The sequence below is a fragment of the Actinomadura madurae genome (assembly GCF_900115095.1).
Lineage (GTDB): Bacteria > Actinomycetota > Actinomycetes > Streptosporangiales > Streptosporangiaceae > Spirillospora > Spirillospora madurae.
On record NZ_FOVH01000002.1, the window covers coordinates 616,473 to 641,015 of the forward strand.

Annotated in this window: 6 protein-coding genes and 1 pseudogene; 6 read left to right on the forward strand and 1 reads right to left on the reverse strand. The window is 73.1% G+C overall.

The genetic code is table 11. The features are described 5' to 3' along the window. Positions 1–433: 433 nt before the first annotated feature. The 6 genes and pseudogenes from BM339_RS08610 (at position 434) to BM339_RS08635 (ending at position 23,139) form a co-directional block, all read left to right on the forward strand. Positions 434–9,906 (forward strand): annotated as a pseudogene (locus BM339_RS08610) (amino acid adenylation domain-containing protein). Next, a complete protein-coding gene (locus BM339_RS08615) occupies positions 9,903–17,585 on the forward strand; it encodes a non-ribosomal peptide synthetase (protein WP_075020625.1) in 7,683 nt (2,560 codons plus the stop codon). The pseudogene BM339_RS08610 and the gene BM339_RS08615 overlap by 4 nt, the downstream one beginning before the upstream one ends. Beyond that, positions 17,582–21,526, forward strand: a complete 3,945-nt coding sequence (locus BM339_RS08620; protein ID WP_075020445.1) for an amino acid adenylation domain-containing protein — start codon at positions 17,582–17,584, stop codon at positions 21,524–21,526. The genes BM339_RS08615 and BM339_RS08620 overlap by 4 nt, the downstream gene beginning before the upstream one ends. Positions 21,527–21,540: 14 nt before the next feature. Further along, the gene (locus BM339_RS08625; protein ID WP_021592620.1) at positions 21,541–21,750 is read left to right on the forward strand and encodes an MbtH family protein; all 210 of its coding nucleotides are present in this window, start codon (positions 21,541–21,543) and stop codon (positions 21,748–21,750) included. After that, the gene (locus BM339_RS08630) at positions 21,743–22,405 is read left to right on the forward strand and encodes a GNAT family N-acetyltransferase (RefSeq protein ID WP_256255270.1); all 663 of its coding nucleotides are present in this window, start codon (positions 21,743–21,745) and stop codon (positions 22,403–22,405) included. Before BM339_RS08625 ends, BM339_RS08630 begins: the two co-directional genes overlap by 8 nt. After that, a complete protein-coding gene (locus tag BM339_RS08635; protein ID WP_021592622.1) occupies positions 22,402–23,139 on the forward strand; it encodes a thioesterase II family protein in 738 nt (245 codons plus the stop codon). The genes BM339_RS08630 and BM339_RS08635 overlap by 4 nt, the downstream gene beginning before the upstream one ends. A gap of 68 nt (positions 23,140–23,207) precedes the next feature. On the opposite strand, the gene BM339_RS08640 is transcribed toward BM339_RS08635, so the two are convergent. Further along, positions 23,208–24,263: a S1 family peptidase gene (locus BM339_RS08640; RefSeq protein WP_021592623.1), complete on the reverse strand. Its 1,056-nt coding sequence runs from the start codon at positions 24,261–24,263 to the stop codon at positions 23,208–23,210. Positions 24,264–24,543 lie beyond the last annotated feature (280 nt).

Below are 24,543 nucleotides of genomic sequence, written 5' to 3' on the forward strand. Positions count from 1 at the left end.
TCGGACTGACCGGATTCGGTTGCCAACCTTTGTCATCGGGTGAGCGTCGGGCCCCGCCGCATACGCGCGTCCGACCGGCCGTTTTGTCACTCCTGTTAGCAATGGGACGGGCCAAGTTCTGCTTTTGAGGGGATTGCGAGCCATGTGACAGGCTGGTTGACTGTGACCCCGCTACTCCTGAGTAGAACGTGGGTCGAGGGCGGGTCCGATCGAGTACGGAAAGCGGCGGCGCTCCGTATTGGCGGGAACACAGGGCGTTGACTCCGGGATCGCGCGGGCCGATCGCGTACCCGGAAGGGACTCGGGGTGAAAGGGGACGGGGAAACCCGGTCAGTTCTGTGGTCATTCTCTTTGAATTTCTGCATCCCGGCGCCTTGCCGGTTCCGATGCCAGGCGTAATGCGAACCCCCTGCGACCCCGAAAGTGCCGCTTGATGTCCACCGAGTACGTTCCCCTTTCGGCCGCCCAGAAGAGCGTCTGGTACGCGCAGCAACTGGCGCCCGAGACGCCGATCCACATCGCGCAGTACATCGAGATCGAGGGCCCGGTCGACCATGAACTGTTCGACCGGGTGGCGCGCAGCGCCGTCCACGAGGTGCCGGCCCTCACCGCCCGGCTGGCCGAGCGGGACGGCCTGCCGCACCAGATCCTGGACCCGGACGCGACCGCGACGATCCCGCTCGTCGACCTGTCCGGCGAGCCCGACCCGGAGGCCGCCGCGCGGGCGTGGGTCAGGGAGCGGATGGCGGCGCCGCTGCCGCTGGACGCCGACCGGCTGTACGTCACGGCCCTGCTGCGCCTGTCCCCGGACCGGCACTGGTGGTTCATCCGCGCGCACCACGTGATCCAGGACGGCCACAGCGGCTCGCTGATCAGCCGCCGCGCCGCCGAGGTGTACACGTCGCTGGCGAACGGCGGCGAGTACGTCCCCGCCGAGCTGGGCGACTACCGGAAGGTCCTGGCCGACGAGGAGGCCTACCGGGCGTCGGAGAGGTTCGAGCGGGACCGCGCCTACTGGACCGAGCGGTTCGCCGACAAGCCGGTCGCGGTGTCGCTCGCGGAGGAGATGGCCGAGCCGACCGCCGACTACCTCAGCCTGGTCACCGTCGTCCCGCCGGACGAGACCGCCGGGCTCGCCGCGGGCGCCCGCCGGCTGCGCACCGCCACGCAGGGCCTCGCGATCGCCGCGACCGCCGCGTACGTGGCGCGGATGACGGGCACCGAGGACGTCATCCTCGGCCTCGCCGTCACCGGCCGCACGTCCCAGGTCGCGCTGGACACCCCGGCGATGCTGGCCACGATCCTGCCGCTGCGGGTGCGCGTCCGCCCGGACATGACGGTGGACGACCTCGTCCGCACGGTGACGCGGGCGACCGCGCGGGCCCTGCGCCACCAGCGGTACCGGCGCGAGGACCTGCTGCGCGACCTGAAGCTCCTCGGCGAGCGCCGCCGCCTCTACGGGCCCGTCATCAACGTCATGGCCTTCGACTACCGGCTGGACTTCGCGGGCCTGCCGGCGAGGATGCACGCGATCACGATCGGGCCGATCGACGACCTGTCGATCAACATCTACGACAACTTCGACGGCGCCGGCATGCGCGTCGACTTCGAGGCGCACCCCGACCTCTACACCGAGGACCAGGTCTCCACGCACCTGGACCGCTACGTCCGGTTCCTGCGCACCCTCGGCGACGCCGACCCCTCCACGCCGCTCCGCGAGGTCGAGCTGCTGGACGACGCTGAGCGCTCCCTCGTCCTGGAGAAGTGGAACGACACGGCAGTGACCGTCGCGCCGGCCGTCGTCCCCGAGCTGGTCGAGGCGCAGGCCGCCCGGACACCGGACGCCACCGCCGTCGTCGACCGCGGCACCCGGCTCACCTACGCCGAGCTGAACGCCCGCGCGAACCGGCTCGCCCGCCACCTGATCGGGCGCGGGGTCGGCGCCGAGGACTTCGTCGCCCTCGCGCTGCCGCGCGGCGCCGGCCTGGTCGTGGCGGCGCTGGCCGTGCTGAAGGCGGGCGCCGGGTACCAGCCGATCGACCTGGCGTACCCGCCCGACCGCATCGCCTACATGCTGGGGGACGCCGCCCCCGCCTGCGTCATCACCACCGGCGACGCCGCACTGCCCGGCGGGACGCCCCGCGTCGAACTCGACGCGCTCTCGCTCGACGGGCTCTCCGGCGAGGACGTCACCGACGCCGAGCGCGTCCGGCCGCTGCGTCCCGCCAACCCGGCGTACATCATCTACACGTCCGGTTCGACGGGCCGCCCCAAGGGCGTCGTCATCTCCCACGCCAACGTCGTGGACTTCTGCGCCGAGTCGATGGAGCGCTACGGGCCCGGCAGCATGCGGCGGGTCCTGTTCTCCACGTCCCTCAACTTCGACGTGTCGGTGTTCGAGTGGCTGGTGCCGCTCACCGCCGGCGGCGAGATCGAGGTCGTCCGCGACCTGCTGGAGATCGCCGAGCGCGGCGGCTGGTCCGGGTCGCTGATCAGCGGCGTCCCGTCGGTGGTCGCGGTGCTGCTGGCGCGCGTCGGCCGGCACGGCGCCGGCGCCGCGGGGGCGTCCTCCCAGGTCCGGCTGGAGGCCGACTACGTGGCGCTCGGCGGGGAGGCGCTGCCGCCGCAGCTCGTCCGGGACCTCCGGACGCTGCTGCCGGACGCACGGATCTCCAACATCTACGGCCCCACCGAGGCGACGATCTTCGTCACCGGCTGGCACGACGACGGCAACGCCGAGGGGCTCGCGCCGATCGGCCGCCCGATGGCCAACACCCGCGCCTACGTGCTGGACGACCGGCTCAAGCCCGTCCCGGTCGGCGTGCCCGGCGAACTCTACGTCGCGGGCGACGGCCTGGCGCGCGGCTACCTGAGCCGCCCCGGCCTGACCGCGGACCGGTTCGTCGCGTGCCCGTACGGCGGACCCGGCGAGCGCATGTACCGGACGGGCGACCTCGTCCGCTGGAACCGCGCCGGGCACATCGAGTACCTGGGCCGCCTCGACCACCAGGTGAAGGTCCGCGGCTTCCGCATCGAGCTGGGGGAGATCGAGGCCGCGCTGTCGGCCCACCCCGCCGTGGTGCAGAGCGTGGTCGTCGCCCGCCGGGACGCGGTCGGCGACACCGTCCTCGCGGGGTACGTCGTCGGCCCCGCCGGCCCCGCCGAGCTGCGCGCGTTCGTCGCGCGGACGCTGCCGGACTACATGGTGCCGTCCGCGATCGTCGTGCTGGACGCCATGCCGCTCACGCCGAACGGCAAGCTCGACCGGGCCGCGCTGCCCGAACCGGACTTCACCGGCGGCCTCACCGCCCGCGGCCCGCGCGACGCCCGCGAGGAGATCCTCTGCGGGATCTTCGCGAGCGTCCTCGGCCTGGAGCGCGTCGGCGTCGACGACGGGTTCTTCGACCACGGCGGCGACTCCCTGAAGGCGACCCGCGTCATCGCCCGCGCACGCGCCGCGCTGAACGTGGAGCTTCCGGTCCGGGCCCTGTTCGAGGCGCCGACGGTCGCGGGCCTCGCCGAGTACATCGCGTCCGCCGGCGCCGCGGAACGCCCCGCGCTGCGAACGGCGGAACGCCCCGTCCCGCTGCCGGTGTCGCACGCGCAGGAGCGGCTCTGGTTCCTGAACCGGCTCGAAGGGCCCACCGCCACCTACAACCTGCCGATCCCGCTGCGGCTCACCGGCGCGATCGACCAGGACGCGATGCGGGACGCGCTGCGCGACGTCGTCGCCCGGCACGAGTCGCTCCGCACCCTGTTCGACGAGGTCGACGGCGAACCGTGCCAGGTGATCCTTCCGCCGGACGAGGCCGGGCCGCGGCTGGAGGCCGCCGAGCCCGACGACCTCCAGAGCGCGCTGTTCGTGGACGCCACGCGCGGCTTCGACCTCGCGAACGACCTCCCGGTGCGCGCCCACCTCTACCGCCTCGGCCGGGACGAATCGGGCAGGAACGAATCGGGCGGGGACGAGCACCTGCTCCTCATCGTCCTGCACCACATCGCCGGCGACGGCTGGTCGATGGCGCCGCTCGCCCGGGACGTCATCACCGCCTACCTGGCCCGCCACGACGGCGGCGCCCCCGGGTGGGCGCCGCTCGGCGTCCAGTACGCCGACTACGCGCTCTGGCAGCGCGAGCTGCTCGGCGACGAGACCGACCCGGGCAGCCTCGCCGCGCGCCAGATCGCCTACTGGAAGGACGCCCTCGCCGGGCTGCCCGACCAGATCAGGCTGCCGCACGACCGCCCCCGCCCCGCCCGCGCGTCCTACCGGGGCGGGCAGGTCGCCTTCGAGCTCCCGGCGGAGCTGTCGGAGGGGCTGCGCACGCTCGCCCGCGACCACCAGGTCAGCGTGTTCATGGTCCTGCAGGCCGCGCTCGCCGCCCTGCTCACCCGCCTCGGCGCCGGGACGGACGTGCCGATCGGCTCGCCGATCGCCGGACGCACCGACGAGGCCCTGGACGACCTGGTCGGCGTCTTCGTCAACACGCTGGTGCTGCGGACCGACACCTCCGGCGACCCGTCGTTCGCGGAGCTGCTCGCCCGCGTCCGGGAGACCGACCTCGCCGCCTACGCGCACCAGGACGTCCCGTTCGAGCGGCTCGTCGAGGTGCTCAACCCGGTCCGGTCGCTGGCGCGGCACCCGCTCTTCCAGGTGATGCTGACCCTGCAGAACAACCCCGAGGCGACCGTCGAGCTGCCCGGCCTGAACGTCGCCGTCGAGCCGGTGGACCCCGGCGTCGCCAAGTTCGACCTGGAGTTCCTCCTGGAGGACGCCGCCGACGGCTCGGGCGGGTTCGCGGGAACCCTCGAATACGCGCTCGACCTGTTCGACCGGGGCACGGCCGAGCGTCTCACCGGCCTGTTCCGGCGGACGCTGGAGGCCGCCGTCGCGTCGGGCGGCGCGGTCACCGTCGAGGGGCTGGACCTGCCCGGCGTCGAAGCCGCCGAGGCCGCGGGGGAAGGCCCGGCGGAGAAGCGGCTCGTCGCGTACGTCGTCGCGGCGCCCGGCATGACGCCCGACCCGGAGGAGCTGCGCGCCCACATCCGCGAGAGCCTGCCGGAGTCGATGGTGCCCGCCGCGGTCGTCGTCCTGGACGAGATGCCGCTGACCCCGAACGGCAAGGTCGACGTCAAGGCGCTCCCGAAGCCCGAACTGACGATCGCCCCGGCGACCGCGTACCGCGCACCGGCCGGGGAGACGGAGAGCGCCGTCGCCGCCGTCTTCGCCGACCTGCTCGGCGTGGACCGGGTCGGCGCCGACGACGACTTCTTCGCGCTCGGCGGCAACTCGCTCGTCGCGATGCGGGTCGTCAGCCGGATCCGCCGCGCCCTCGACGTCGAGCTGCCCGTCCGCGCGCTGTTCGAGGCCCCGACCGTGGCGGGCCTCGCCGCGGTGCTCGGCGGCGGCGCCGCACCCGGGCGCCCGCCCCTGGAGCCGCGGGAACGCCCCGAGGTGATCCCGCTGTCGTACGCGCAGCAGCGGCTCTGGTTCCTCAGCCGGTTCGAGGGGCCGTCCGCGACCTACAACATGCCGGTCGCGCTGCGCATCCGCGGGCCGCTGGACGCGGACGCGCTCCGCGCCGCAGTCGGCGACCTCGTCGCCCGGCACGAGTCGCTCCGCACGATCCTGCCCGACGGCGGGGGAGTGCCCCGCCAGCTCATCCTGGACCCGGCCGCCGCCCGGCCCGAGCTGGAGGTCACCGAGACGACCGAGGCGGAGCTGCCGGCGCGGCTGGCCATGGCCGCCGGATACGCCTTCGACATCTCCGCCGAGCCGCCGCTCCGCACCCACCTGTTCCGGGTCGGGCCGCGGGAGCACGTGGCGCTGCTGCTCATGCACCACATCGGCGGCGACGGCTGGTCGATGGCGCCGCTGGCCCGCGACTTCATCACCGCCTACGCCGCGCGGGCCGGGGGCCGCGCGCCCCAGTGGGCGCCGCTACCGGTCCAGTACGCCGACTACACGCTCTGGCAGCAGGAGCTCTTCGGCTCCGAAAACGACCCGGACAGCCTGATCTCCAAGCAGATCGCCTACTGGCGGGACGCCCTGAACGGGCTGCCGGAGGAGCTGGCGCTTCCCAGCGACCGGCCGCGTCCGGCGGAGGCGTCCTACCGGGGCGGGACGGCCCGGTTCCGGCTGGGCGCGGACGTCCACGCCGGCCTGCTGAAGATCGCGCAGGAGACCGGGGCCAGCCCGTTCATGGTCGCCCAGGCCGCGTTCGCCGCCCTGCTCACCCGCCTCGGCGCCGGGACGGACGTGCCGATCGGCTCGCCGATCGCGGGCCGCACCGACGAGGCCCTGGACGACCTGGTCGGCATGTTCGTGAACATGCTCGTCTTCCGGACCGACACCTCCGGCGACCCGACGTTCCGGGAACTGGTCGGGCGGGTCCGGGAGACCGGTCTCGCGGCGTACGCGCACCAGGACGTCCCGTTCGAGCGGCTCGTCGAGGTGCTGAACCCGCCGCGCCACCTGGCCCGCCACCCGCTGTTCCAGGTCGGGCTCACCTTCCAGAACAACCCCGAGGCGCGGCTGGAGATGCCCGGGTTCAGCGCCGAGCCGGAGCCGCTCAGCGCGGGCGTGTCCCGGTTCGACCTGCTGATGATCCTCACCCAGCGGGAGGACGGGCTCGACGGCGAGCTGGAGTACGCGCTCGACCTCTACGACCCGTCCACCGCGCGGCGCCTCATCGAACGTTTCGAGCGGTACCTCGCGGCGCTTGTCGCCGACCCGGACGCGCCCATCGGATCCGCCGACGTGCTGGCGCCGGAGGAGCGGTCCCTGATTCTCGGCGAGTGGGCCGGGGGCGACGCGGCAGCCGTGGAGCGGGCGACGATCCCGGTGCTGTTCGAGGCGCAGGCGGCGGTTCGTCCGGGGGCGGTGGCGGTGTCGTTCGAGGGTGTGTCGTGGACGTATGCGGAGGTGAATGCGGGGGCGAATCGTCTTGCGCGGCGGCTGGTCGAGGAGGGTGTGGGGCCGGAGCGGTTCGTGGCGTTGGCGTTGCCGCGTTCGGTGGATCTGGTGGTGGCGATCCTTGCGGTGTTGAAGGCGGGTGCGGCGTATGTGCCGATCGATCCGGATTATCCGGAGGATCGGATCGCCTACATGGTCGAGGACGCCGAGCCGGTCCTGACCTTGCGTCCGGAGGATTTGGACGCGGTCGGCTACGACGAGACGAACCTTGGTCTCGACATTTCGCCTGACCATCCGGCGTATGTGATCTATACGTCGGGTTCGACGGGGCGTCCCAAGGGTGTGGTGGTTCCGCATCAGAATGTGGTGCGGCTGCTGCGCTCCACGGAAGGCTGGTTCGGTTTCGGGTCGGATGATGTGTGGACGTTGTTCCACTCCTGCGCCTTCGACTTCTCGGTGTGGGAGCTGTGGGGTTCGCTGCTGTACGGCGGTCGCCTCGTCGTCGTCCCCTATCTGACGTCGCGGACGCCGACGGACTTCCTCGCTCTTCTGGAGCGGGAGCGGGTCACGGTTCTGAACCAGACGCCGTCGGCGTTCTACCAGTTGATGGCCGCCGACAAGGAGCGTCCGGGCGCCAAACAAACACCCGGCATGAGGAGGACGCTCCGAGGCTGGTCAACATGTACGGGATCACCGAGACGACCGTGCACGTCTCCTACACCGCGCTCGACCGTGCCTACGCGGCGACCGCGCCCGGCAGCGTGATCGGTGTCGGCATCCCCGACCTGCGCGTCTACGTCCTGGACGACCGTCTCCAGCCGGTCGCGCCCGGTGTCACCGGTGAGCTGTACGTGTCGGGTGCGGGTCTGGCGCGCGGTTACCTCAACCGTCCTGGCCTGTCGGCCGAGCGGTTCGTCGCTGACCCGTTCGGTGAGTCCGGAACCCGTATGTATCGGACGGGTGACCTCGGGCGGTGGTTGAAGGACGGTCGCCTCGAATATCTGGGGCGCGCTGACCAGCAGGTTCAGTTGCGCGGTTTCCGGATCGAGCCGGGCGAGATTGAGTCGGTCCTGACCAGGCACGAGACCGTCCAGGGCGCTGCTGTGATCGTCCGTGACGACCGGCTCATCGCCTACGTGGTGGGCAACGGGGTCGACACCGCCGAGCTGCGTCGAATCGCCGGACGGTCGTTGCCCGGCCACATGGTTCCCGCGGCCGTCGTCGAACTGGACGCCCTGCCGCTCACCGCGAACGGGAAGCTGGACCGCAGGGCGCTGCCCGATCCCGACTTCACCGCGAAGGTGTCGTCCCGCCCCCCTCGCAGCCCGGAGGAAGAGACCCTCGCCGGGTTGTTCGCCGAGGTGCTCAACCTGGAGCGGGTGGGGGTAGACGACGGGTTCTTCGATCTGGGCGGTGATTCGATCATCGCGATCCAGCTCGTCTCCCGCGCCCGCCAGGCCGGTCTGGTGATCACCCCCCGCGATGTGTTCCAGCACCAGACCGTCGAGGAGCTGGCCGCGACCGCCACGCCGGTCGGCGAGGGCGAGCGGATCGAGACGGAACCGCCCGGCGCCGGCGTCGGGCCCGTCCCGGTCACCCCGATCGTCGCCTGGCTCCGCGACCGGGTTCGCGGCGACGCGTCGCTGATCCGGGGCTTCCACCAGTCGATGCTGCTGCGCACCCCGCCCGACCTTGGCATCGAGCGGCTCACCGCCGCCCTCCAGACCCTCCTCGACCACCACGACATGCTCCGGCTCCGCCTGGACGTGGACGGCGGGCACTGGCAGCCGGTCGTCCGCCCGCCGGGCTCGTCCGACGCGCGGGACCTGGTCACCCGCGTCGACGTCGCGGGCCTGGACGCCGACAAGCTCACCACCGTCATCACCGAGCAGGCCGCCGCCGCCCGCGACCGCCTCGACCCGTCCTCCGGAACGGTCGCGCAGCTCGTCTGGTTCGACGCGGGCCAGGAGCAGGGCCGCCTCCTCGCCGTCCTCCACCACCTCGTCGTGGACGGAGTGTCCTGGCGGATCCTCCTGCCCGACCTCGTCACCGCCTGGGCCGGGGGAGAGCTCCAGCCCGTGGGGACGTCGTTCCGCCGCTGGGCGCAGAAGCTCGCGGCCGTCGAGCGGAGCGCGGACCAGGTGGAGGACTGGCTCGACATCGTCGACGGCCCGCCCGCGAACCTCGCGCCCCGCGCGCTCGACCCGCGCAGGGACATCGCGGACCGCGCCCGCTCGCTCACCCTCGACCTGCCCGCCGACGTCACCGGGCCGCTGCTCACCGACGTCCCCGCCGCGTTCCACGGACGGGTCAACGACGTGCTGCTCACCGGCCTCGCCGTCGCCCTCGCCCAATGGCGCAGGCGGCACGGCGGGCGCGGCACCGGCGTTCTCGTCGACCTCGAAGGACACGGCCGCGACGCCGCCGTCCCCGGCGCCGACGTCTCCCGCACGGCCGGGTGGTTCACCTCGCTCCATCCCGTCCGGCTGGACGCGGGCACCGCGACCGGCGGCGCCGCCGTCAAGAAGGTCAAGGAGCAGCTCAGGGCGGTCCCGGACGCCCCCGGCTACGGGCTGCTGCGGTACCTGGACGCCGACGCGGAACTGGCCGAGATCCCGCCCGCGCAGATCGCGTTCAACTACCTCGGGCGCGTCGACGGCGGCGGGGACGGCGGCGACTGGACCCTCGCCGCCGAGGAACTGCCCGCGGGCGAGGACCCGCGCATGCCGATGGCGCACGTCCTGGAGATCAACGCCCTCACCCGCGACCTGCCCGGCGGACCCGTGCTGTCGGCGACCTGGACGTGGCCGGGCGGGCTGCTCGACCCCGGTGACGTCCGGGAGCTGGCCGAGGGCTGGTTCGCGGCGCTGCGCGCCCTGGTCGCGGACGTCACCGACGGTGCGGCCGGCGGCTTCACCCCGTCGGACCTGCTCGTCGACCTGGACCAGGGCGAGATCGACAAGCTGCAGACCGCGTGGAGGCAGAAGTGGTGAACCGGGGTGATCTTGAGGACATCCTGCCGCTGTCACCGCTGCAGCAGGGGTTCTTCTTCCACGCCCTGTTCGACTCCGGCGACGGCGACGTCTACACGGCGCAGATCGTCCTCGACCTTGAGGGGCCGCTGGACGCCGCCGCGCTGCGGACCGCCGCCGGGACGCTGCTGCGCCGGCACGCCAACCTGCGCGCCGCGTTCTGGCACGAGGACCTGTCGCGTCCCGTCCAGGTCGTCCCGCGCACGGTCGGCCTTCCGTGGGAGGAGATCACCGCGTCCGGGGCCGAGGCCGACGCCGTCGTCGCGCGGGAGCGGGCGCGCGGCTTCGACATGACCGCGCCGCCGCTGCTGCGGTTCGTGCTCGTCCGGATGGGGCCGGAGCGGTTCCGGCTCGTCCTCACCAACCACCACATCCTGCTGGACGGCTGGTCCACGCCGATCCTCGCGACCGAGCTGTTCCTGCTCTACATGCAGGGCGGCCACGACACGGGGATGCCGCGCGTCACCCCGTACAAGGACTACCTGGCGTGGCTCGCGCGGCAGGACCGGGCCGCCGCCGAGGACGCGTGGCGCCGCGCCCTCGACGGCGTGGACGGACCGAGCCTCGTCGCCCCCGAGGCCGCCGCCCGTGCCCCCCAACGCCCCGAGCGGACCGTCACCGAGCTGGACGAGCGCACCACGCGCCGCCTCACCCGCGCGGCCCGCCGCCACGGCGTCACGCTGAGCACCGTCCTGCAGGGCGCGTGGGGCCTCGTCCTCGGGCGCCTCCTCGGGACGAACGACGTCGTGTTCGGCGCGACCGTGTCCGGCCGCCCGCCCGAGCTACCCGGCATCGAGCAGATGATCGGGCTGTTCATCAACACGCTGCCCGTCCGCGTCCGGTACCGCCTGGACGAGCCGCTCGGCACGCTGATGGAACGGCTCCAGGACGAGCAGACCGAGCTCCTCGCCCACCACCATCTCGGCCTCACCGACATCCAGCGCGCGGCGGGCCACGGCGGTGCGCTGTTCGACACGATGACGGTGCTGGAGAACTACCCGTTCGACCCGTCCTCGATGGACGGGTCCCTCAACGGCGTCCGCATCACCGAGGCCGACTCCTACGACGCGACCCACTTCCCGCTGTCGTTCGTGGCCGTGCCCGGTGAGAGGCTGTCGCTCCGCCTGCACTACCGGCCCGACGTCTTCGAACACCCGGTCGTCGAGTCCCTGCTGGCCCGCGTCCGGCGCTTCCTGGAGGCGTTCGCCGAGGACGCCGGGCGCCCGATCGGCGCCGTCGGCCTCGCCGGCGACGCCGAACGCGCGGCCCTCGCCGCCTGGAACGACACCGCCGCCGACGTCCCGGAGGGGAGCCTCCCGGCCCTCTTCGAGTCCCAGGCCGCCCGTACCCCGTCCGACGTGGCTCTCGTCTGCGGCGACACGCGCCTGACCTACGCCGACCTGAGCGAGCGCGCGAACCGCCTCGCCCACGAGCTCATCGCCCGGGGCATCGGCCCCGAAGACCGCGTCGCCCTCGTCCTCCCGCGCACCCCCGAGATCGTCGTCGCGATCCTGGGCGTCCTCAAGGCGGGCGCCGCCTACGTGCCGATCGACCCGGAGTACCCGTCCGAGCGCATCGCCTTCATGCTGGACGACTGCCGCCCGGCCCTCGCCATCACGGCCGACGACTTCCCGGACACCACCGGACGGCCCGCGCACGACCCGTCCGACGCGGAGCGGGTGCGGCCCCTACGTGCGGCGAACGGCGCGTACGTCATCTACACGTCGGGGTCCACCGGGCGGCCGAAGGGCGTGACGGTTCCGCACGCGGGACTGCTCAACTACTTCGAGGCGCACCGGGACGCGTTCATCGATCCCGCGATCGAGGCCGCCGGCGGGCGCAGGATGCGGTTCGCCCATCTGGCGTCGTTCTCGTTCGACACCTCCTGGATGGGCCTGCTGTGGATGATGTACGGCCACGAGCTGCACCTCATCGACGACGAGACCCGCCGCGACGTGGACGCGTACACGGCGTACGTGGCGCGCGCGCGGATCGACCTGGTGAACACCACCCCGTCGCATTTCACCTCCCTCCGCGAAGCAGGCCTCCTGGACGACGACGGCCGGCACCTCCCGGCACAGCTGCTTCTCGGCGGCGAGGCCATCGGCGAGAGCCTGTGGGCCGAACTCCGCGCGATCCCCGGGATCACCACGCGCAACCTCTACGGGCCGACCGAGTCGACGATCGACACGATGAACCAGGTGGTCGCGCGCAGCGAGCGCCCGGCCGTCGGCGCCCCCCAGCGCAACACCCGCGCGTACGTGCTGGACCCCGCGCTCCAGCCCGTCCCGCCCGGCGTCCCCGGGGAGCTGTACCTGGCCGGGGCCCAGCTCGCCCGCGGGTACCTCGACCGGCCCGGCCTGACCGCCGAGCGGTTCGTCGCCGACCCGTTCGGCGCCCCCGGCGACCGCATGTACCGCACCGGCGACCTGGCCCGATGGCGCCCGGACGGGACGATCGAGTACCTCGGCCGCGCCGACGACCAGGTCAAGATCCGCGGCTACCGGGTGGAGCCGGGCGAGATCGAGAGCGTCCTCGCCGGATGCCCCGGGGTCGCGCAGGCCGCCGTGATCGTCCGCGAGGACCGTCCCGGGGACCGGCGCCTCGCCGCCTACCTCGCCGGGCCGGACGTCGACGTCGCCGCCGTCCGCCGGTACGCGGCCGAGCGGCTGCCCGACTTCATGGTCCCGGCCCTCACCGTCCTGGACGGCCTGCCGCTCACCGTCAACGGCAAGCTGGACCGGTCCGCGTTGCCCGCCCCCGACGCGGGCACGCCCGCCGGCCGCGCGCCGCGCTCGCCGCATGAGGAGATCCTCTGCGGGCTGTTCGCCGAGGTCCTCGGCGTTCCGCGGGTGAGCGTGGACGACGGGTTCTTCGACCTCGGCGGCGACTCGCTCACCGCGACCCGGCTCGTCAGCAGGATCCGGACCGCGCTGGGCGCCGAACTGCCCGTCCGGGCGCTGTTCGAGGCGCCGACCGTCGCCGGTCTCGCCGGACGTCTCGCGGACGCGGCCGGCGACGTCCGCCCGCCGCTGGTGCCGGCCGAGCGCCCCGACGTCGTCCCGCTGTCGTACGCCCAGCAGCGGCTCTGGTTTCTCAACCGGTTCGAGGGCGCGTCGGCGACGTTCAACATGCCCGTCGCGCTGCGCCTCAACGGAGCCCTCGACCTGGACGCGCTGCGCTCCGCGCTCGGCGACGTCGTCGCCCGGCACGAGTCGCTCCGCACGATCTTCCCGGACGGGACGGGCAGCGCCCGGCAGCTCGTCCTCGACCCGGCGGACGCCCGCCCCCGCCTCGACGTCACCGAGACCGGCGAGGACGCGCTGCCGGCCGCGCTCGCCGCCGCTGCCGGGCAGGGCTTCGACCTGTCCGTGGAGCCGCCGCTGCGGGCGCGGCTCTTCGCGCTCGGCGCCGACACGCACGTCCTCGTGCTCGTCCTGCACCACATCGCGGCGGACGGCTGGTCGATGGCGCCGCTCGCCCGCGACGTGATCCTCGCCTACGCGGCCCGCGCGGAAGGCCGGGCGCCGCAGTGGGCGCCGCTGCCCGTCCAGTACGCCGACTACACGCTGTGGCAGCGTGAACTGTTCGGGTCGGAGGACGATCCGGACAGCCTGATCTCCAAGCAGATCGCCTACTGGCGGAACGCGCTGGACGGCCTGCCCGAGGAACTGGCGCTTCCCACCGACCGGCCGCGCCCGGCCGAGGCGTCCTACCGGGGCGCGACGCACGCCTTCGAACTGGACGCCGACCTGCACGCCGGGCTGCTGGCCCTGGCCCGCGAGAGCGGCGCGAGCCTTTTCATGGTCATGCAGGCCGCCTACGCCGCCCTGCTCACCCGCCTCGGCGCCGGGACGGACGTGCCGATCGGCGCGCCCATCGCGGGCCGCACCGACGAGGCCCTGGACGACCTGGTCGGCATGTTCGTGAACATGCTCGTCCTGCGCACCGACACCTCCGGCGACCCGACGTTCCGGGAGCTGATCGCACGGGTGAAGGGGGCCGACCTCGCCGCGTACGTGCACCAGGACCTGCCGTTCGAACGGCTCGTGGAGGTCCTCAACCCGGCGCGGTCGATGGCACGGCACCCGCTGTTCCAGGTCGTGCTGTCCTTCCAGAACAACCCCGCCGCGCGGCTGGAAATGGACGGCCTCACCGGCGGCGCCGAACCCCTCACGGCGGGCGTGGCCAAGTACGACCTGTCCCTCTACCTGGAGGAACGGCACGGCGACGACGGGACGCCCGGCGGGATCGAGGCCGGTCTCGAATACGCCCTCGACCTCTTCGACCCCGCCACCGCGCAGACGATCGCGGAGCGCTTCGAGCGTCTCGTCCGCGAGCTCGTCGCCGACCCGGACGCGCCGGTCACCGCCGCCGAGATCCTCGACCGGACCGAACGCCGCACCCTCCTGCGCCGCTGGGCCGGCGGCAAGGGCGGCGCCGTGGAGCGGGCGACGATCCCGGCGCTGTTCGAGGCGCAGGCGGCGGTTCGTCCGGGGGCGGTGGCGGTGTCGTTCGAGGGTGTGTCGTGGACGTATGCGGAGGTGAATGCGGGGGCGAATCGTCTTGCGCGGCGGCTGGTCGAGGAGGGTGTGGGGCCGGAGCGGTTCGTGGCGTTGGCGTTGCCGCGTTCGGTGGATCTGGTGGTGGCGATCCTTGCGGTGTTGAAGGCGGGTGCGGCGTATGTGCCGATCGATCCGGATTATCCGGAGGATCGGATCGCCTACATGGTCGAGGACGCCGAGCCGGTCCTGACCCTCGGCCCGGAAGACCTCGATGCGGTCGGGTACGACGAGACGAACCTTGGTCTCGACATTTCGCCTGACCATCCGGCGTATGTGATCTATACGTCGGGTTCGACGGGGCGTCCCAAGGGTGTGGTGGTTCCGCATCAGAATGTGGTGCGGCTGCTGCGCTCCACGGAAGGCTGGTTCGGTTTCGGGTCGGATGATGTGTGGACGTTGTTCCACTCCTACGCCTTCGACTTCTCGGTGTGGGAGCTGTGGGGCTCGCTGCTGTACGGCGGTCGCCTCGTCGTCGTCCCCTATCTGACGTCACGGACGCCGACGGACTTCCTCGCTCTTCTGGAGCGCGAGCGGGTCACGGTTCTGAACCAGACGCCGTCGGCGTTCTACCAGTTGATGGTCGCCGACAAGGAGCGTCCAGACGTTGATCTGGCGTTGCGGTACGTGGTGTTCGGTGGTGAGGCGCTGGATCTGGGGCGTTTGGAGGAGTGGTACTCCCGGTATGAGGAGGACGCTCCGAGGCTGGTCAACATGTACGGGATCACCGAGACGACCGTGCACGTCTCGTATCTGGCGCTTGACCGGGTCCAGGCCGCGACCGCGCCTGGGAGCGTGATCGGTGTCGGGATCCCTGATCTGCGCGTGTACGTCTTGGACGGTCGCCTTCAGCCGGTTCCGCCTGGGGTGGTCGGTGAGCTGTATGTCGCTGGCGCAGGGTTGGCGCGCGGTTACCTGAACCGTCCTGGCCTGTCGGCGGAGCGGTTCGTCGCTGACCCGTTCGGTGAGTCCGGCGCCCGTATGTATCGGACGGGTGACCTCGGGCGGTGGTTGAAGGACGGTCGCCTTGAATATTTGGGGCGGGCTGACCAGCAGGTTCAGTTGCGCGGTTTCCGGATCGAGCCGGGCGAGATCGAGTCGGTCCTGACCAGGCACGAGACCGTCCAGGGCGCTGCTGTGATCGTCCGTGACGACCGGCTGGTCGCCTACGTGGTGGGCAACGGGGTCGACACCGCCGAGCTGCGCCGTTTCGCGGGCAGGCATCTGCCCGGCTACATGGTCCCGGCGGCCGTCGTCGAACTGGATGCCCTGCCGCTCACCGCGAACGGGAAGCTGGACCGCAGGGCGCTGCCCGATCCCGACTTCACCGCGAAGGTGTCGTCCCGCCCCCCTCGCACCCCGGAGGAAGAGACCCTCGCCGGGTTGTTCGCCGAGGTACTCAACCTGGAGCGGGTGGGGGTAGACGACGGGTTCTTCGATCTGGGCGGTGACTCGATCATCGCGATCCAGCTCGTCTCCCGCGCCCGCCAGGCCGGTCTGGTCATCACCCCCCGCGATGTGTTCCAGCATCAGACCGTCGAGGAGTTGGCCGCGACCGCCACGCCGGTCGGCGAGGGCGAGCGGATCGAGACGGAACCGCCCGGCGCGGGCATCGGCCGGATCCCGGCCACCCCGATCATGCGCTGGTTCCAGGACCTCCACGGCCCCGTCGCCGGCTACAGCCAGCGGGTTCTGCTCCAGGTCCCGCCGGACCTCGGCACCGGCAGGCTGGCCGCCGCGCTCCAGACCCTCCTGGACCACCACGACATGCTCCGGCTCCGCTTCGACGGCACCGATTTCGAGGTCACCGAGCCGGGCACGGTCGACGCCGCCCCGCTCGTCCGCCGGGTGGACGTCGCGGGCCTCGACGCCGAGGCACTGCGAGTCGTCCTCGCCGACGAGGCGGAGAAGGCACGCCGCCGCCTCGACCCGGCCGCCGGGACGATGGCGCAGCTCGTCTGGTTCGATGCCGGCCCGGCCGCGTCCGGGCGCCTCCTGCTGACCCTCCACCACCTGGCCGTGGACGGCGTGTCCTGGCGCATCCTCCTGCCCGACCTCGTCACCGCCTGGGCCGGGGGAGACCTCGACCCCGTGCCGACCTCGTTCCGCCGCTGGGCGCAGCGCCTCGCCGCCGAGGCGTCCGACCCCGTCCGCACCGCCGAGATGCCGCTCTGGGACGACGTCCTCGCCACCCCAGACCCCGTCCTCGGCGCCCATCCCCTGGATCCCGCGGCCGACACGTTCGGGACGGCGCGGCACCTCACGCTCGACTTGCCCGCCGACGTCACCGCGCCGCTGCTCACCGACGTCCCCGCCGCGTTCCACGGACGGGTCAACGACGTGCTGCTCACCGGCCTCGCCCTGGCCGTCGCCGAATGGCGGCGCGACCGCGGCGTCACCGACGAGACGGCCGTCCTCGTCGACCTCGAAGGGCACGGCCGTGAAGAGATCGTCCCCGGCGTCGACCTGTCCCGCACCGCGGGCTGGTTCACCTCGATCCATCCGGTCCGCCTGGACGCCGGCTGGGTCGACCCCGCCGACGTCCGCGACGGCGGCCAGGCCGTCGGCACCGCGCTCAAGCGGGTGAAGGAGCAGCTCCGCGAGATCCCCGACAACGGCATCGGCCACGGGCTCCTCCGCTACCTCGACCCGGCCGCCCGCGGCGGCCGGCCTCCGCAGATCGCGTTCAACTACCTCGGCCGCACCGCCGCGCCCGAGGCCACCGACTGGGGCCCCGCCGACCAGAACGACAGCGCCGCGCTCGGCCCCGGCCAGGACGCTGCGCTCGGCCTCGTCCACGCCATCGAGGTCAACGCGCACACCCGCGACCTGCCGGACGGCCCCGAGCTGTCCGCGACGTGGACGTGGGCGGGCCGCCTGTTCGACGACGCCGCGGTCGAGGACCTCGCCGGACGCTGGTACGCGGCGCTGCGCGGCCTGGCCGCGCACGTGACCGAGGGCGCGGCCGAAGGGCCGGTCGGCGGGTTCACCCCGTCCGACCTGTCCCTCGTGGACGTCAGCCAGGAGGAGATCGACGAGCTCGCCGCCGAGCTCGACGGCGAATGGGAGCTGGAGTGAGCACGTCGCAGCTTGAGGACATCCTCCCGCTGTCCCCGCTACAGCAGGGCCTGTTCTTCCACGCCCTCTACGACTCCGGCCACGACGTCTACACCGCCCAGATCGTGTTCGACCTGCGCGGCCCTCTCGACGGGGAGGCGCTGCGCGCCGCCGCCGGTACGCTCCTGCGCCGCCACGCCAACCTGCGGGCCGGTTTCCGGCAGCGCAAGGAGGGCTCGCCCGTCCAGGTCGTCCACCGGACGGTCCGCCTGCCGTGGCGGGAGGAGGACCTGTCCGCCCTGCCCGAGGCCGAGCGCGAGACCAGGGCCCGCGACCTGGCCGACGCCGAACGCGCCCGGCCGTTCGACATGGCGAGGCCGCCGCTGCTGCGCTTCCTGCTCCTCAAGCTGTCGGACGGCCTGCACCGCATGGTGTTCACCAACCACCACATCCTGCTGGACGGCTGGTCCACGCCCGTCCTGCAGACCGAGCTGTTCGCGCTGTACCTCGCCAAGGGCGACGACACCGGGATGCCGCGCGTCGCCCCGTACAAGAACTACCTCGCCTGGCTCGCGCGGCAGGACCGCGCCGCCGCGGAGGACGCCTGGCGCCGCGCCCTCGACGGCGTCCACGAGCCCACCCTCGTGGCCCCCGGCGCGGGCGACCCGGTCACCGGCGCCCCGGGGCGTGTCCGGACCCGCCTCACCGAAGAGCTCACCTCGGCGCTCAACGCCCGTGCCCGAGCCCAGGGCGTCACCCTCAACACCGTCCTGCAGCTCGCCTGGGGGACGCTGCTCGGCCGCCTCACCGGCTCGACCGACGTGGTGTTCGGCGCCGCCGTCTCCGGCCGGCCGCCCGAACTCCCGGGCGTCGAGCAGATGATCGGCCTGTTCATCAACACGCTGCCGATCCGGGTCCGCGTCCGTCCCGCCGACACCGTCGCGCAGGCGCTCACCCGCCTCCAGGACGAGCAGGCCGCGCTGATGCAGCACCACCATCTCGGCCTGTCCGACATCCAGCGGCTCACCGGGACCGGGACGCTGTTCGACACGATGACCGTCCTGGAGAACTACCCCTTCGACCCGGACGCCGCGGGAACCGACCTCGGCGGCCTCTCCCTCCACGACGTCGCCGGCTACGACGCGTCGCACTACCCGCTGACCTTCGCCGCCGTCCCGGGCCGGGGCCTCTCCCTGCGCGTCGACCACCGCACCGACTTCTGCGGCGAGGCCGAAGCGGCCCGCCTGATGCGCCGCCTCACCCGCATCCTCGACGCAATCGCCTACCACCCCGACCTCCCTCTCGGCCGCATGGACGTGCTGGACGAGGACGAGCGCGCCAAGGTCCTCCGCGACTGGCAGGGCCCGGCCACGGCCCGCCGCCCCGGCACCCTCACGGCCCGCTTCGCCGCCCAGGCGGCGAGGACACCCGACGCCGTCGCCGTCCGCGCCGCCGGCCGGTCGCTCGGCTACGCCGAACTGAACGCGCGCGCCAACCGGCTGGCGCACCTTCTCCTCGGGCTCGGAGTCGGCCCGGAGACGCCCGTCGCGGTCCTGCTGGAGAGATCCGCCGAAACCGTCGTGGCGACGCTGGCGATCCTCAAGGCGGGCGGCGCGTACGCGCCGATCCACCACGGCCACCCGCCCGAGCGGATGGCGTGGGCGGTCGCCGAGGTCGGCGCCCCCGTCCTCCTCGTCGACTCGGTCATGCGCGACCGCGCCGACGGCCTCGGCACGTCCGCGCGGATCGTGGTCGTGGACGACGACCCGCGGATCGCCGCGCAGCCCGGCACCGACCCGGGCGTCGAGTGCCATCCGGAGCAGCTCGCCTGCGTGTTCTTCACCTCCGGCTCGACCGGGACGCCCAAGGGCGTCATGATCTCGCACCGCGACGCGGTCGACCTCGCCACCGAGGAGCGGCTCGGGAACGGGGCGCACGACCGGGTGCTCGTCCACTCGCCGCACGCCTTCGACGCCTCGACCTACGAGATGTGGACGCCGCTGCTGCGCGGCGGGACGGCCGTCGTCGCCCCGCCCGGGCACCTGGACGGCGAGGCCCTCGAAGAGATCATCACGGCCGAGGACCTCACTGGGCTGTTCATCACAACGACGCTGTTCAACCTCGTCGCGGACGAGCGGCCGCACGCGTTCGCCGGGCTCCGCGAGGTGCTGACCGGCGGGGAGACCGGTTCACCGGCCGCGATGCGCAAGGTCCTCGCCGCGTGCCCGGACACCGAGGTCTGCAACATGTACGGGCCGACCGAGGCGACCACGTACACCACCCTCGCCCCGCAGCGGGCGCCGCTCGCCGACCCGTCCGAGACGACGCCCGCGCTCGGGCGCCCCTTCGACGACATGCGCGTGTACGTGCTCGACCCCGGGCTGCGGCCCGTCCCGCCCGGCGTGGTCGGCGAGGCGTACCTCGCCGGCGCCGGAGTCGGCCGGGGCTACCTGCGCCGGCCGTCGCTCACCGCGGAGCGGTACGTCGCCGACCCGTTCGGCCCGCCCGGCGGCCGCATGTACCGGACCGGCGACCTCGTCCGATGGCGGCCGGACGGCCGCCTCGACTACGTCGACCGCGCCGACTCCCAGGTCAAGGTCCGGGGCTTCCGGATCGAGCTGGGCGAGATCGAGGCCGCCGTCGCCGCCCACCCGGCCGTCGCGAACGTCGCCGTCATCGCCCGCGAGGACACCCCGGGCGTCAAGACCCTCGTCGCCTACGTCATCGCCCCAGACCTGGCCCCCGAGGAGGACGGTCCCCCGCAACCCCCCGCGGCACAGCCCACGGTGGAGGGTCTGCGCGAGTTCGTCGCGCGGAAGCTCCCCGAGTACATGGTGCCCGCCGCGTTCGTCCGGCTGGACACGTTCCCCGTCGGGCCGAACGGCAAGCTCGACCGGCGCGCCCTGCCCGCGCCCGACCACGGCGGGGCCGCCGCCGGACGCGCCCCCCGCACGCCCGCCGAGGAGCGGCTCTGCGCGATCGTCGCGGACGTGCTCGGCCTCGGCCGCGTCGGCGCCGACGTCAGCTTCTTCGACCTCGGCGGCGACAGCATCGCCGCGCTCAAGCTCGCCACCCGCGCCCGGAACGCCGGCATCGAGCTCACCCCGCGCGACGTGTTCACCCACCAGACGGTCGAGGCGCTGGCCAGGGCCGGCGAGCCGGAGGACCGGCTCGGCTTCGAGGTGCTGCTGCCGATCCGCGTGTCCGGGACCCGGCCGCCGATCTTCTTCGTCCATCCCGCCGGCGGGCTGGCCTGGAGCTACCTCCAGCTCCAGCGGCACCTCGGCCCCGGCCAGCCGGCCTACGGGCTCCAGAACCGCGCGTTCACGCGGGCCGAGCCGCCCGGCTCCGTGGAGGAGATGGCGCGCGACTACGTGGAGGAGATCCGGGCCGTCCAGCCGTCCGGCCCGTACCACCTCGCGGGCTGGTCCCTCGGCGGGCTCGTCGCCTACGAGATGGCGGTCCAGTTGCAGTCCGCCGGGGAGCGGGTCGGCCTGCTCGCCGTCATCGACGCCTACCACGGCCAGGACCTCGAATCCGAGCGGCGCGAGATCCTCCCCGAGCTGCTGGAGTCGATCGGCATCGACGCGACGATGGTCGCCGAGGACGGCAACCCGGACATGGCGCAGATCATGGCGGTCCTCGCCGAACGCGACGACGCCCTCGCCACCCTCGGCGAGGACGACCTGGTCAACGTCTACCGCAGCTACGAGAGCGGGCTCCGCCAGGCCGAGGAGTACCGGCCGGGACGGTTCCGCGGCGACGTCCTGTTCTTCACCGCCATGCGGGGCCGCAGCGCCGCCGCGCCCACCGGGCGGTCCAACTGGGGGCCGCTCGTGGAGGGCGAGATCGAGGACTACCCGCTCGACGCCGACCACCACCTGCTCATGGAGCCGGGCCCGGCCGCCGAGATGGGCGCCGTCCTGGCCGCCAAGCTCGACAAGCTGCACAGCACGCACTGAAAGGGACGACGCAGATGACGAACCCCTTCGAAGACCCGGACGGCACCTACGTCGTCCTCGTCAACGACGAGAACCAGCACTCGCTGTGGCCGTCCTTCGCCGAGGTCCCGGCCGGATGGACGGTGGCCAAGGACGAGGACACCCGCCAGGCGTGCCTCGACTACATCAACGAGCACTGGACCGACATGCGGCCGAAGAGCCTCATCGAGGCGATGGGTGACTGAAGGGGGCCGGGCCTCGCCTCCGGGAGGCGCCGCTCTGGAGATCCCCGCCGTCGCCGAGTGGGAGATGGAGATGCGGGACGCCGCCGACCTGCGTCCCGCGCCGCTGCCGGGCGTCGAGATGACCTTCACCCTGGCGGGCGTGCCGTCCGCCGACGTCAGCCGCGCCCTGTACGCGGCGGTCGGCGCCCGCGTCTGCTGGACGGACCGCTTCCCCTGGACGTACGCGCGCTGGCGCGCCTGGGTGGACCGCCCCGAGCTGTCCACCTGGATCGCGATGGCCGAGGGGACGATCGCCGGCTTCTTCGAGATCGAGGCGCAGCCGGGCGGCGACACCGAGATCCACCTGGTCGGGCTCACGCCCGCGTTCGTCGGCCGCGGGTACGGCGGCTACCTCGTCGAGCAGTGCACGCGCCGCGCGTGGCAGCGCGGGGAGCTGTGGGCGGTGGACTCCGGGCCCGCGTCCCGGGTGTGGCTGCGCACCAGCAGCCTCGACCATCCGAACGCGATCGCCAACTACCGGCGCCGGGGCTTTAAGGTGGCGGCGGAGAGCACCGCGCCGAAGCTCGTCCCGGACCCGCGGGTCGCGCCGTGGCCGCTCCCGCACGACCCGCGCGTGGCGTCCCGCCGCCACGAGGAGGAGGAGTTGATCACGTGACCTGGTTCCGCTGCCCCGAGACGCGGCCGTGGGCGTCGCTGCGGCTGTTCTGCCTTCCGCACGCGGGCGGGTCGGCAGTGTTCTACCGGACGTGGGCCAAGGAGGTCAGCCCGGCCGTCGAGATGCACACCGTCCAGTACCCGGGGCGCGCCGACCGGATGGCGGACGCGCTCGTCACCGACGCGCACCAGCTCGCCCGGCTCATCGCGGGGGCGATGGCCCCGCTGATGGACCGTCCCGCCGCGCTGTTCGGGCACAGCATGGGCGCCGTCCTCGCCTACGAGGTGGCGCGGCTGCTGCAGGAGCGGGGCAGCGCGCCCGCGCACGTGTTCGCCTCCGGTGCCCGGCCGCCGCACGACCGCGGCGACGACCGCGTCGCGGACCAGGACGACGACGGCGTCGTCGCCGAGATGATCAAGCTCGGCGGCACCGACGCCGACGCGCTGCGGGACCCGGAGCTGCGCGAGCTCGTCCTCCCGTACGTCCGCAACGACTTCGCGCTGATCGAGGACTACGCGCACAAGGACGGGACGCGGCTGGCGGTCCCGGTCACCGCGATCATCGGGGACTCCGACCCGCACGTCACCCCCGGCCAGGCCCGCGGCTGGGAGCAGGTCACCGACGGGCGGTTCGCGCTGAAGGTGCTCCCGGGCGGCCACTTCTACCTCGCCGAGCAGCGGCCGGCCGTGATCGGCGAGATCCACCGCGCGCTGGAGGTCCCGGCGCTGGGCTGAACACCCGGGCGGGCCGCCCCCACGGAGTCCGTGTGGGGACGGCCCGCCGCTCATGGGAGCCTCCTTGGTCAGTAGACGCTGAGCCCGTAGCGGTTCAGCACCTCGGTGACGGGCTGGAAGAACGTCGTCCCGCCCGAGGAGCAGTTGCCGCTGCCGCCCGAGGTCAGGCCGAGCGCCGTGGACCCGGCGAACAGCGAGCCGCCGCTGTCGCCCGGCTCCGCGCAGACCGTGGTGCGGATCAGGCCGCTGACGCTGCCCTCCTGGTAGTTCACGGTCTGGTTGAGCGCCGTCACCCGGCCGTTGTGCAGGCCGGTGGTGCTGCCGCTGCGGTACACGGTCTGGCCGACCGTGGCGTTCGCGGAGCCGGTGATGTTGCGGGAGCCGCTGTACAGCTGGACGGCGCCCGCGGTGTCGGTCGGGGTCGAGGTGTACTGCACGACGCCGTAGTCGTTGCCGGGGAAGCTGCTGGCGACGGTGCGGCCGAGCGTCCGCCCGGACCCGTCGGTCCAGGTGGTGCCGATGTTGGTGCAGTGCCCGGCGGTGACGAAGTAGTACGTGCTCCCGCTCCGGACGTTGAAGCCCAGCGAGCAGCGGGCGCCACCGGTGTAGATGGCCTCGCCGCCGAGGGTGAACGTCCGGAACGACCCGGCGACCCTCTCCGTGCGGACGGCCGCGCCCTGCTTGGCGGCGGCGGCCTGCACCTTCTTGAGCTTGGCGCCCTTGACGGTGCCGTCCATGGTGAGGACGACCTGGTTGCTGGCCGGGTCGACGGCCCAGGCGGTGCCCGGGACGGTCGCCTCGCGCTTGAGTGCCGACATGACCTTCTTCAGGTCGGTGCCGCTGCGCGTGACGGTCTTGGGCACGGCGCCGGCGGCGCGGACCGCCTGGGCGGCCTTCGCGTCGGTCACCGTGACCACCAGCGTGCCGCCCTTGAGGTAGGAGCCGGCGGTGCTGGAGCCGAGCTGCTGCGCGAGCTTCGTCGCCACGGTGCCGGGAGCGGGCGGGGCGGCGGGTGCGGCCGGAGCCGCGGACGCGCTGGGAGCGGTGGCGAGGGTGGCGGCCACCAGGCCTGCCGCCGCCGTGGTGACGGCCGCGGCGCCGACGCGCCTGTGACGGATCTTCACTTGTGCCTCCACGGGGGATTGGGCGCACCCGAGTGGTGCACCGGAGGTCATCGACATGGTGTAAGAACCGTCAAGGTGCGCGTAAGACGCAGAAGGTGACCAATTCGGGACGAAGGCATTGGCAGGCTCGGAACGTCCGCCGTGGTCAGTCGGGGGATACCGGCCAGTACGCGCTGGAACAGAACAAGGTTCGGCCCCGGTCCCTCGCCGGGGGCGGTCGAGGGACCGGGGCCGGGCATCGAGGCGTCCCGCCGCCTGGGAGCTCCGGCGGGCCGTCAGG